This window comes from Salinisphaera sp., from assembly GCF_002729955.1.
Lineage (GTDB): Bacteria > Pseudomonadota > Gammaproteobacteria > Nevskiales > Salinisphaeraceae > Salinisphaera.
Genome location: NZ_PBYA01000032.1, coordinates 40,225 through 52,199, shown reverse-complemented (window position 1 = coordinate 52,199; position 11,975 = coordinate 40,225). Strand labels below are relative to the sequence as shown.

At 57.9% G+C, this 11,975-nt stretch carries 10 protein-coding genes; 7 read left to right on the top strand and 3 right to left on the bottom strand.

All coding sequences use genetic code 11. The features are described from left to right. Positions 1–186: 186 nt before the first annotated feature. From CMN27_RS09390 to CMN27_RS09365, 6 genes are all read left to right on the top strand, one after another. Positions 187–1,407, top strand: a complete 1,221-nt coding sequence (locus tag CMN27_RS09390) for a patatin-like phospholipase family protein (RefSeq protein ID WP_293625848.1) — start codon at positions 187–189, stop codon at positions 1,405–1,407. A 130-nt stretch (positions 1,408–1,537) separates the two neighbouring features. Next, positions 1,538–2,596 carry a hypothetical protein gene (locus CMN27_RS09385; RefSeq protein ID WP_293625846.1) on the top strand — a complete coding sequence of 353 codons (1,059 nt, stop codon included), beginning with the start codon at positions 1,538–1,540 and terminating at the stop codon, positions 2,594–2,596. After that, on the top strand, positions 2,586–4,847 hold the full coding sequence (locus tag CMN27_RS09380; RefSeq protein WP_293625845.1) for a ThiF family adenylyltransferase: 2,262 nt from the start codon (positions 2,586–2,588) through the stop codon (positions 4,845–4,847). Before CMN27_RS09385 ends, CMN27_RS09380 begins: the two co-directional genes overlap by 11 nt. 572 nt (positions 4,848–5,419) lie before the next feature. Further along, positions 5,420–6,097 carry an FCD domain-containing protein gene (locus tag CMN27_RS09375; protein ID WP_293625843.1) on the top strand — a complete coding sequence of 226 codons (678 nt, stop codon included), beginning with the start codon at positions 5,420–5,422 and terminating at the stop codon, positions 6,095–6,097. A gap of 3 nt (positions 6,098–6,100) precedes the next feature. Continuing rightward, the gene (locus tag CMN27_RS09370) at positions 6,101–7,087 is read left to right on the top strand and encodes a bile acid:sodium symporter family protein (RefSeq protein WP_293625841.1); all 987 of its coding nucleotides are present in this window, start codon (positions 6,101–6,103) and stop codon (positions 7,085–7,087) included. Positions 7,088–7,259: 172 nt separating this feature from the next. Beyond that, entirely contained in the window at positions 7,260–7,826 is a 567-nt protein-coding gene (locus CMN27_RS09365) for a hypothetical protein (protein WP_293625839.1), read from the top strand. A gap of 41 nt (positions 7,827–7,867) precedes the next feature. Here the strand turns inward: CMN27_RS09365 and CMN27_RS09360 are convergent, their stop codons facing one another. Further along, positions 7,868–8,305, bottom strand: a complete 438-nt coding sequence (locus CMN27_RS09360) for a hypothetical protein (protein ID WP_293625837.1) — start codon at positions 8,303–8,305, stop codon at positions 7,868–7,870. A gap of 464 nt (positions 8,306–8,769) precedes the next feature. Next, positions 8,770–9,462 (bottom strand): SOS response-associated peptidase, encoded by a 693-nt coding sequence (locus CMN27_RS09355; RefSeq protein WP_293626047.1) that lies wholly within the window; start codon positions 9,460–9,462, stop codon positions 8,770–8,772. Positions 9,463–9,551: 89 nt separating this feature from the next. On the opposite strand from CMN27_RS09355, the gene CMN27_RS09350 reads away from it, so the two are divergent. Next, the gene (locus CMN27_RS09350) at positions 9,552–9,896 is read left to right on the top strand and encodes a hypothetical protein (RefSeq protein WP_293626052.1); all 345 of its coding nucleotides are present in this window, start codon (positions 9,552–9,554) and stop codon (positions 9,894–9,896) included. Positions 9,897–10,008: 112 nt separating this feature from the next. Here the strand turns inward: CMN27_RS09350 and CMN27_RS09345 are convergent, their stop codons facing one another. Beyond that, the gene (locus CMN27_RS09345; RefSeq protein WP_293625835.1) at positions 10,009–11,460 is read right to left on the bottom strand and encodes a diguanylate cyclase; all 1,452 of its coding nucleotides are present in this window, start codon (positions 11,458–11,460) and stop codon (positions 10,009–10,011) included. Positions 11,461–11,975: the final 515 nt, after the last annotated feature.

Here is an 11,975-nt window from a genome sequence, read left to right as displayed (position 1 = left end):
AAACCTTGCTGCTTCATATTTAGCAAGATTGTGTTGGGATCCCTTAGGGTCTGAACCTCGATAGTTTGCCCAAAACCCAAAAGCCTGATTTGTATCAGTAGTACCAATGTTCTGGGATAGGAGATTGCTCGGCTAGCAATCCGAGAGACGGTTGGCAACAACGACTGATTCTAGGGGGGAGTTCTTTTGACCGCGTCTAACGCCGAATCGAAACCAATCATCGCTGTGAGTCTCTCCGGCGGGGGCGCGCGTGCGATGGCCTTCCATCTAGGCTGCCTACGGGCGTTGAATAAGTGTGGTCTGCTAACGGACCTGGATGTTTTATCTTGCGTTTCGGGCGGTTCTGTCATCGGAGCGATCTACGTCACACACGACGGCTCCTTCGAGAGTTTCGAGAATGAGGTAAGACGAACTCTGCGTCGCGGATTCGTCAAGCCTTCTATTCGCATTGCGCTGACGTCACGTGAAGGTCTCAAAGCTGTGCTATGCCGGCTTGAACTCGCGGTACGAAGCCTGCTCCGGCTCTCGATGGCGCCGTTAAGTTGGATTTCCTTTCGGCTGTTCACATTGATCGGCTTAGCGAAGGAACAGCGTATGCCACGGTCTGTTCCGCGCCGAACAGCGAGCCGAACAACGATCTTAGAAGAGACCTTCGACCGTTTTCTCTTTCATGGCCAGGAACTAAAAGACATTTCTGACCGAAAGCCGAAATTCGTTGCCGTCGCAACTGAACTGCGAACGGGTACGGCGTTCTATTTCAGCCCAGAACAGAGTGGTTGCTGGCGTTATGGCAAAGTCAATCCTGACCGAATCCGAATTGCGCGTGCAGTGGTTGCATCGGCTGCCTATCCGCTTCTGCTGCCGGCGTTGGATGACGCTTACATATTCAATAGTCGTGATGGCAGCTCGCGAACTGAACGAGTGACTCTGACTGACGGCGGAATTTACGACAATCTGGGCCTCGCACCGCTATGGCCAGATCGCCATCCTGCAATCAGTGTTTCAATTCCGAAGCCCGACATAATTATCGCCTGCCGCGCAGGTTACGGATTACGGCTTGGGGCGCCGACTGTCACGTTCTGGGGCCGAATCATCTCAAGCTTTTATACGACGTTCGACCGTGCTCAAAATGCGGCATTAAATCGCCTCTACGACTTACGCGATGCCGGCAGGCTGTCCGCCATCGTTCTGCCGTATCTCGGCCAAGCTGACGAACGACTCGAAAATGCTCCTTCCGATCTGGTGAAACGCGAAGAAGTTGACGCCTACCCTACGAATTTCAATGCGATGTCAGATGTGTGGATCGATCGGCTTTCGAAGCGCGGCGAGCAAGTGACGCTAGCTGTTTTGCGTCAGCACAATCCGGAACTTGTAGAAAATAGGGGCCAGCCAAGGAATTCGTCTTGAATATTGGCTAACAATGCCCAAAAACATGCATTAAGACCGAAAATAAAAATGATAGTGTATGACTAAGCTAACTTTTTTCCCGGTTGGGAGCGCAGACACTTGTCTGATTGAGCTGCAAAGCGGAGAGCGTATGCTCGTCGATTTCGCGGATATGGCCGATACAGGCGACGACAGCGATAAACGTTGCGACCTGACTTCGCTTTTGTCAGAGGATTTCGAAGAAGCCGGTGTCGAGGAGTACCGTATTGTAGCCTTCAGTCATCTCGACACGGACCATTGCAAGCGTTCTTCCGAATACTTTTGGCTGGATCACGCTAAGAAGTATCAGGGTGAAGGACGGAAGAAAATTCGCACGCTCTGGGTTCCTGCAGCTGCTATAACCGAAGAGGGCGTGGCCGGGGATGCTCGGGCAATTCGCCAAGAAGCTCGGCACCGTCTAAGAAAGGGTGAAGGGATCGTTGTTTTCTCGAGGCCAGCGCGACTGAGAGATTGGCTCGAGGAAAACGGTTTGTCAGTTGAAGATCGTCAGGACTGTATCGTCGATGCCGGTAAGCGGGTGCCTGGTCTTACGATCGCGCAGGATGCGGTTGAAGCCTTCGCACATTCGCCGCACGCGACGCGTAGCGACGAGAATGGGATCGAAGATCGCAATGGTGATTCGCTTGTATTCCAGATGCGATTCCGAGAAGGCTCCTATGACACCGACGTGCTTTTTGCTGCCGATGTAAAGCACGAAGTCTTGGCCGAGATCGTGGATATTACGAAACACCACGAAAACGATAATCGTTTGCACTGGAATATATACAAGCTACCACACCATTGTTCTTACTTATCGATCGGTCCGAACAAAGGGACTCGGAAGACGGAGCCGACCGAGCAAATCCGCTGGCTTTGCGAAGACCAAGGCGAGAAGAATGGCTACGTAGTCTCGTCCAGCTGGCCGATTCCGTCCGAAGGGTCTGAAGCAGACGATGATCAACCCCCGCATCGTCAGGCAGCCAACTACTACCGAGAGGATGTCGTTAAGCGAGAGCATATGCTGGTTACGATGGAGCACCCTAATAACAGCGAGCCTAAGCCGATCGAAATAGAAATCGGTTCGAAGGGGGCTTCGAAAAAGGCGCTTGGCGTTCCGGCCTCAGGCATAGCGGGCGACGAAGTCGCACCGCGAGCCGGACATGGCTACTGATCTATCTGGACTAACCGGCGCTAGTTTTCGCGAAATTGCGTCCGATGATCTGTCGGACGACGGCTTGCGGGCGCTCGTCGAATTGGCGTCATTGGAAAGCTATGAAGGCTGTTCTTTAGTCAGTTGCTATCGAAGTGCCGATGACCCAGCAGAAGCTGTCGTCGTCCAAGTCTACATCGAGCTTGGCCAAGCTGAATGCCTAAACGATGTGCGTGAATGGGAACCGGTTGCAATGGTCACGGGCGGCCATCGAACCATGCCGTCAGTCTTTCCGATTCGTTCGGACTTTCCGCAGCAACTGCCGCATCTGAACTTGAACCTTCGCGGGCTGCGGCGATCTCTTTGTCTCTTCGACGCGCCGGCAGAAGATATCGCTCACTTGTATAACCCTGCCATGCTAGTCGAGCGTGTGCGATGGTGGATGAAAAAGAGTGCTTACGGCGAGCTCCATGGCGAGGATCAGCCACTCGATCCGGCATTGGCGCCGTCATTCTTGACACTGTTCTTGCCGCCGGATTTCGATCGAGCAGCGAGCCGCTCATACGTCGCATTTCGTCGTACTGAGCATCCTTATTCGCCGATTATTCTATGTCCCTCGGCTTGCGCCCCGAATGCGGGTATTCCTCAATACGCCTGCAGCCACATACTCACTAAGTCGACGAGGCATGGGTCGATGATCGATCTGCCGTCGAATTTGTCCGAATTGATCGAGATATACGGGGAACTTGGAGTCGACCTAACCAGTGAAATCGAGAAAATATTACCAGCCGATTTAACCGATCCAGAGGCTAGAACGCTGATACAGCAAAGCCTTTTACTTTTAATTACAACGCCGTTGACCGATGCCGGACGGAGAGCTGGCGCGACCACGACAAGAGCTTTCCTCAATTCTAAGCTGACGCTACTCGATGTCGCCAAGTCGCTTGGCCTCGTGGCCCAAGGCGGCGGTGAGATAGCACGTCTGCTTCAAAAGCAGCCCGATTTCGAGTTGCAAAAATCGCAACAGGTCTTGCCTCTCGATGTTGTCGATGGATTCTCGCCGAGTCTGGCGCGCCGCACGAGCGGGTACGCCGAAGCGCCAACTCCGACTTTGGCAGCGATCGGTCTTGGTGCGCTCGGGTCCCAAGCCGTTATGAACCTTGCGCGAATGGGTCAATCGACATGCTCATTGATCGATCAGGACTTTATCGCGCCGCACAACCTCGCACGGCATGCCGCGTCGGGTAGCTGGATCGGATACTCGAAGGCAGAAGTTGTTGGCGAGGAGATCTGTCAACTGTTTCAAACCAAGCTCGCGACCGGCTTTCACGCAGCGGTTGGTTATGAAAATATGCCGCCGCCTGCGCTAGAGGCGCTGTCGACCGCAGAGCGAGTCATCGACTTCAGCGCGTCAGTTCGTGCGGCGCGTTGGCTTGCCGCCAGTACGGATTTCGAGTCTCCCGTCAGTTCCTACTTCGTTAATCCGAGCGGGACGGCACTCGTCGCAATGCATGAAGGAATTGGTAGACGGGGCCGAGGCGGTGAGATCGAGGCCGCTTACTACGCGATGCTTGTCGAGAACGAAAATCTGCAAGATCACTTGGCCACGCCTGGCCAGGTTCAACTCGGTAGTTGTCGGAATCTTAGCGTTACGATTCCACAAGCGCGCATGGCAATTTTTGCCGGTCTTGCTGCTGAAGACATCGTTGCGACACACGAATCAGAAGAGACGAGTATCAAGATCTGGTCACTAAACGCTACCGGGGCAGTAACGGTTGAGCGCCAACATATACATCCATTCGATCGGTTCGATCTCGGCGACTGGAAAGTCTTAGTTTCATCAAGTGTAAGGGCTGCTGTAGAGACGGCTCGAGCGGATGGCGCGGTTGAAACTGGCGGAATACTTTTGGGCAGTTATGATTTATCGCGCCGGACACTCTTCATTACAGTGGCCTTATTGAGTCCAACAGATAGTAAGACCGATCGCTCATATTTCGACCGAGGTGTGCGAGGCGTTCGACACTCAATCGGCGAGGCCGAGCGCGTAAGTAGGCGTCATGTCACTTACCTTGGTGAATGGCACACTCATCCGTCCGGCGCGAATAGCAATCCAAGCAATCAAGATTTAGACCTATTGACTTGGATCGCACAACGCAGACAGCCCTTCCTCATGCCTGGAGTGCTATTGATCTGCGGCCACGATGGGCTGCGCCTAGTGCTTCAATGGAAGGAACGAACTATAGAAGGGCTTGCCGCAACTGAGCGACATTGAGGAACAGACCACGTTCCGAGAACTCAAGTCGCATCACTACGATTGCGCCGTCGAGGATGGCTAAGCCCGCGTGGGGACACGGCGGCTCGAATGCCACTGCTGATCCACATGGTTGCACCGCTTTGGGCTGGGTCGATGGGATCGGGCGACTTACACACCACGAATCACGCTTCAAGATGTCGATGCTGAGGCGCTGGTGGGTAGAGGGCGCACCCTATAAGAGGATCGGTAGTGTCTACCAAGCCGGGCGCTTTCGGTAGCGTTCTTAAGCCTCTGACCGCCGTTACTCAATTCGCCGAATTCAGGTAGCGGGCATGGGGTGCCAAACTATATCTCGCAGATCCGCCTATCGTGTCAAGCGTCGGGTCGGCCAAGGAATCAATGTAGTCCGCTGTGGGTCGCAATCGGCCATGGGCGCACGCGCCCGAACGTCAGGAAAATTAAGCCTATTCGGTGTTTTTCTTGGCCGCATAGTCACTCGGCACGTTTCGACAGCCTCACCACGACCAAAGTCCGTTGCGTTTTCGATCTAAAGGTAGGATGATTGGCTCATAGGCTTATTGGAGATCGCTATGGGTCTGGCACCGGTACAGCGTGGGTCGTTGGTCGAAACCGTGATCGCCAGCATCAGGCAGGCGATCGAGACGAAGCAGTGGCGCGTCGACGAACGCATTCCAACGGAGTCGGTTTTGTCCGAGCAGTTGGGGGTGAGCCGGAATACGGTCCGAGAGGCCGTGCGAGTGCTGGCGCATGTCGGTTTGCTCCGTGTCAGGCAGGGCGATGGCACCTACGTGCGTGCTCAATACGATCCGGGCGAGACGTTGCGCCGGATCGATCGAGCGGCGTTGCGGGATCGGATCGAAGTACGGCTGACCCTGGAGGTAGAGGCCGCAAGACTGGCGGCCGCGCGACGAGATGATTCCGACTTGCAGGAAATGCGCCGTTCGCTAGATGCGCGACGCGATGCCGGCATGGACTTGTGTGAGCGCATCGATCACGACGAGCGATTTCATCATGCCGTGGTGGCCAGCGCACACAACAGCGCGCTGGCCGATCTCTACGCCTACTTTGCCCGCGCGATCCGCAACACGATCGAACGCACGGAGATCGACCTCGATCTGCCCGAGCCGACACAGGCCGATCACGAAGTGCTGCTGCATGCGATCAGCGCTGGTGACATCGAAGCCGCCGAGTCCGCAGCTCGACAGCTGTTGGCGCCGTCGCTCGCGGCGCTGACCTCCGAGGGTTAGGCGATGCGTCGCTATATCGACGGGTTCACGATGCTTTTGCTGGGCGCGATTGTGCTCGCTGCGCTCATGCCTGCGCACGGCAACGCCGCGGCCATGATTGGGTTCGCCGGGAAGGTCGCAGTCGCGCTGTTGTTCTTTATCCACGGTGCCGCGCTGTCGCGCGCGTCGGTGCGCGCCGGCGCCGCACACTGGCGGCTGCACCTGCTGATCTTTGCGATCACCTTTGTCTGCTTTCCGATCGTTGTGCTGCCCGCATCGGCGCTGGCGCCGGTCTGGATACCGCCCGAACTGGCCCTCGGCTTTCTGTACCTTGGTGCCTTGCCGTCTGCTGTTTCTTCGTCGATCGCGTTCACGGCCATGGCCGGCGGCAATGTGCCTGCGGCGGTCTGCAGTGCAGCGGCCTCGAATGTCTTCGGCATGATGATGACCCCTTTTCTGCTGATGCTTCTCGCCCAGACGGCCGGCGGTGACGCGTTCGCCGTGGGCGATGCCTTGCGGGATATCGTCTTGCAATTGCTCATGCCTTTCGCCGCGGGCCAGGCGATCAGGCCGTGGGTGGCCGGCTTCATGGACCGGCATCACACGCTGTCTGCTCGGTATGATCAGGCGGTAATCCTGCTGATTGTCTACGCCGCGTTTTCGAAGTCGGTGGCCAGCGGTCTCTGGCGGGACTTGCCGGTCACGGCTATTGCACTCGCAATCGGCCTTTGCGCGGTCTTGCTCGCGGCCATGATCGGCATCGCGATGGTGCTTTCGCGACGACTCGGCTTCGACCTCGCGGACGAAACCGCCGCGGTATTTTGCGGCTCGAAGAAAAGTCTGGCCTCGGGTCTGCCCATGGCGAACGTGCTTTTTGCCGGGAACCCGGCACTCGGCATGATCGTGCTGCCCATCATGGTCTACAACCAGATCCAGATCGTGGTGGGCGCGTTGCTGGCGAAAACCTATGCGAAACGGTTGAGAGGCTCGACCCCGAAAACGCACGCGTGAGTCTTCGAGACAGGTTTGTATGAGGGATCAGCAGTGCGTCCGCTATGCGGCGAAAAGATCCGCAAATACAATCACCTGAGACACCTTATCCAAGCCTGTAAAAAACGCTTGACCTGGTACCCGCAACCTCGTTTAATTCTGCGCGGACGCGTTGTCCGCATAGGGGGATCGAATGAAGCGGTTGTCTGTTATAGGGGGCGCGCTGTCGCTTTCGGCTTGCGCCGTGAGCAGTCCGTATCCAACGTATGAGATCACAAAGAACCCAGATGGGCGTTGGCCTTCCGTGGGTTTGCAGGTGAACAATGGCGAGGTGCCGACGAGCACGACCTGTCATCAATATGGCTGCTACGCCACGCGCGATGATGTGCATGAGCGATTCCTGAAAACGCTACAGCGTAGTGGGAAGTTCCAGACCGTCGAACTGAACAATGCCTTTGCGCCGTACAAGCTTGTCATCGAAACCGACTCGGTATTTCACGATAGCGGCTTTCTGGGTTTCACCAAGATGCTGCTCGGTGCCGCCACGCTTTTCGCGTTGCCGATGCATTACAGCCAGACTTACAGCGCGAATGTGACCCTATTCAAGGGGAACAAGCCCGTGGACATGTTCCAGTACACGCGTGAATCAAGTGAGTGGCAGTGGTTGCCTATCGATTACGCGAGCTATCGACGCAATGCGTATGTCTCGATCGCGAATAACCTGGTCTACGATCTCGACCAACGCGACGCGTTCGAGTAACACGATCGATTTGATCGGCCGCGGGAAAAGATGCCCTATCCCTAGAGGCTGTCACCGCATGCGGTTTCACCGCGTGCCCACGCGCGAACACGACGTGCACCGGCGTCGGTGGCCTCGACTTTGCCGCGGGCGCCATAGAATGGGAATCCCTGTTTCTCGATGTTGACCTGGGCGCCGTGGTCGGTATTCACAACGTCGGCGACGATCACAGGCCGCTGATCGCCCGTATCGGCGGCATACCAAAACAGCTCGACCGCATAGTCACCGCGCGGCGTGATCAGCGAACGACTGCCGCGCCCTTCAACCAGGAACCCATCGTCTTTGTTCCAACAACGCTGTGCCATCGTGTAGATATGCGAGGCGACGGTTTCGGCTTCTGTGTCCCGGTCGACGGAGAATGTTTCTTGAGGTGTACTCGCGCAACCTGCCACTAGCGTAGAGAGCACCGTGAGCGCTAAGGCGCAGCTGTTCTTTTTCATATCGCTATCGATCGTAATAACCACTGGATATTACCAAGCAAGAGCGTATCGCTTTTGCTGGAACGGGCTACAGGCGCAGCACCATAGTCACAGTAGATAGCGTTACACCCCAGGCCGAAAGCCGTATAGTGCGTGTCCACACGCGCCCACGTTCAGCTCTCGTTTAGAGTACAGGCGCGCGACGGATCGATTCGACGGGTTGATTCGTTTTCTCCTCAACGGCCTTGACTGCATCGCGTGCGAGATCAACGTGCTTCATTGCCGCAGGCGCTTGTCATGAAGTCTTGATCCGCGAAACGCTCGGCGAGGAAGTCGATCACCGCCCGTACTCTTAGTAGCAGGCCACGCAGGAAGAAAAGTGTAGCGAGTCGGCTACTTTGCGAGTCCACGGCGCATGGTCGGCGAGACGAAAAGGGCACCTAACCCCCGTTACAAGCTCCCTGGCCCGCTCGGAGAAACGGGCATCATTCCGATCCAACGTCGACCGGTTCCATGGTCTCGGGCCCATCGTTCGCCGGACTGCCCACGCGCTTGTCAATTGGCCAGGCGTCGTATTGCCCGTGCCGATGTTCATCGAGCACTTTCTGCGCCTGCGCTGCGTCTAGATCCGGGTCGATCCAGTGGCGGGCGCCCTTGGCGGTGAGCGCCTGGGGTTGGCGGTTGTGGATGTGGGCTATGTCGTCGTTCGGCTGGCCCGTCAGGATTGCGAACGTGACCTGGCCGGCCGCGGCGTGATTTTCGGGCAGCCGTGATGCTTTGCTCCAGATGCCGGCGAAGAAGAACGGTTCGCCGGCGCTGGGGCGGATGGCATACGGCTGCTTGTTGTCGCCGTTGCGTTGCCACTCGATCCAGTAGTCGGCCGCGACCAGGCACCGCTGCTGCTCGAACGCCTTGGCGAAGAGCTTCTTTTCGTCGGCGGTTTCAGAGCGCGCATTGATCGGCGCGAGTTTCGTATCGGTCGCCCAGTTGGGCACGAAGCCCCACCAGGCCGGCCCGAGCGTGACAGCGCCGTCGTCTGGATTGACGAGGCCGATGAGCTGGAACGTGCCCGGCGGGCGGTTATAGCCTGCGCTGTCTTCAAAACGCGGCGACACCATTGCCTTGATGATTGCCGCGTAGGCCTCGACGGCGCTGAATCGACCGTAGCGTCCACACATGGTGGAAGCATAGCCCGGTGCCGTCGCCCTTGCGAACTGTATGCGCGTACAGTAATCATTCGCGGATGCCGAACCCCAAGCACCGCCCGATGCCGTCCTACTACCCGCTCGTCGATGACCGATGGCGGATTGCATTGGAGTCCGTCCCGACATCCTACGAGTACGCGGTGCGCTTGCAGCGGCGGGTGGACGAGGGCTGGAAAACCGCCGGGCCGACTGGGCGCGGGCGCAGCGTCGCGGACGCACTCGGCAAGCTGGTGCGGGGCTACCGGATGTTGGCAGACGAGATTGAGGCGGCCTATCTATTCGAAGGCGTGGCCGCGATCGATGACGGCTGCCCGAAGTGTGGCTATGCACACCCGGACATCAGCGCGCGCCGGGACGGTCAGGCGCATCTACGATGCGCGATCTGCCGCGTGTCGCTCTGGCGGTAAAAGGCCCGGGGTGTTGTTGGAACACCCCGGGAGCTGTCGGCGCAACGGAGATCTGTTTTGCGAACGAAGATCAGCGCCGACCATCTGAGCGTGGCCAGTTGGCGCTGTTGCGTCAAATAGACCGGCTCGGGCCAGACAATGCACTGCCGGCGATCGCTTGATCGCGGCCGTTTGCCTTCGCTTCGTACAGGGCCTGGTCTGCCCGATCGATGAGGGTTTCGATCGACTCGTCACCCTGCGTGGTGGCGAGACCGGCACTGACGGTCAGCGGTACGGCGGTGCCATCGACCGTGCAGCCTGCCCCTCGGATGGTTTCCAGCAGCCGCTGTGCGGTCGTCATCGCCGCGTTTGCGTCCGTGTTCGGGAGCAGCAAAACGAATTCCTCGCCGCCCCAGCGACCCACGCTGTCCAGATTACGCAGCTGTTTCGTGGCCAGTTCTGCGAACAGCTGCAACGCCCGATCGCCGGCGATATGCCCGTGTTGGTCGTTGAGCTGCTTGAAGCGGTCGAAATCCACCAGCGCCACGCTTACCGGCTGGGCGTAGCGCTGGGCGCGGTTCAATTCTTCCTGCATGCGGGCGCCGATCGCGCGCCGGTTGTATATCCCGGTGAGCTCATCGGTGAGCGCCAGCCGTGCCAGTTCGTCCTGGGCGCCGCGCAGTGCGAGTAGATCACGCTCGCGGGCAATCTCGTGATCCAGCCACTGCGCGAACATGCCGATGAGGTCGAGATCGTAGGTGGTGAACTCGCCGGTCGGCTCGGTACTGGAGAAATTCAGCGTGCCCACGATCTGGCCGTCGAGCGTGAGCGGGGCGCCGATATAAGACTCCAGCGCGAAACGCTGATAACAAGGGTGTTCGCACAACTCGCCCTCGCCGGTCCGGTCCACGGCGAACGGCCCCTCGGCAACGATCGTATGGCAGCAATAGGTTTCCGAAACCGGAAACACCTGGCCGGGCTTGATATCCGATACGCCATCGACGATATCAACGACCTGGTATGCCTGGTCTTCGATATGGCTGACCATGCCGATGGGCATGCCAAAATGCTCACATCCAAGCTCCAGGATGGCGTGACGTCGATCGGCGAAGCTCAGTGACTGATCTGACGTGATGGCATGCAGGCCGTGCAGGGCATGTTCATTCGCCACCCGGGCGCTTTGGTCACGGATGATGCCGAGAAACATGGGCCCATCGCCCTCGGCGCCCAGAATCGGCCCGCCAATCGTTTCGCCGTCGAACTCGCTCCCGTCCTTGCGCCGGTAGCGCATGAGATAGGTCTGTGTATGGTGCGCGGCGCGCCGGTTATAGCGGGTGCGGCCGGTTTCCTGGAAGTCGGCCCGATGCGCGTAGAGCATTTGCGTGGTGCGGCCGAGTAGCTCTTCGCGCGCGTAGCGAAACAGCGCCACCGCCGCGTCGTTGACCATGATGATCCGGCGGTCTGTGTCGGCGAGCAGGACCGCTTCCGGCATCAAGGCAAACGTATGGGCCAACACCGTCTGCAATGCCTCGCCGTCGTACGGGAATGTGTGGGTTCCGGTCGCTGCTTCGTCGCTGGGTTTCACAACTACTTAACTTGAAAAGCAATCGCTACCATACGTACTCGTACGGCGTTTGGATACTTGCCGGGCCGGCCAAGACCCAAGGAGGGACGCCCGGGGCGAAATGAAAACACCCCGGGCGCTGCCGGCGCATAGGAGATCTGTTTTGCGACAAACGATCAGCGCCAACAGATTAAGCGTGGCGGGCTGCTTGCGCCGCGTCAACTGCTTGGCAACGGCGTCAGATGGCTTGCCGCTTGAGGCTTTTACTGGGTGCCAGAGGCTTGCGCTTTATCACCATGTGCATTAGTTCATTAAGCACGGCTGCTTTGCGGCGTGGACTACGGAAATCGTAGTTGCCGCGACCCGCTAAGAGCGGTGTTGCAGACCACCGAACTCACGTGCGCTCGCGGGAATGCTGCAGACACTCAGCAATGGGCGAACTGAATGGCGACTGTGTAGCTGCGTTCAATTTTCGATTGGTACTAAGCAGTTTGCGACGAACCGCTTTGAGCGGCTAGAGACGAGCCCTCTCGACC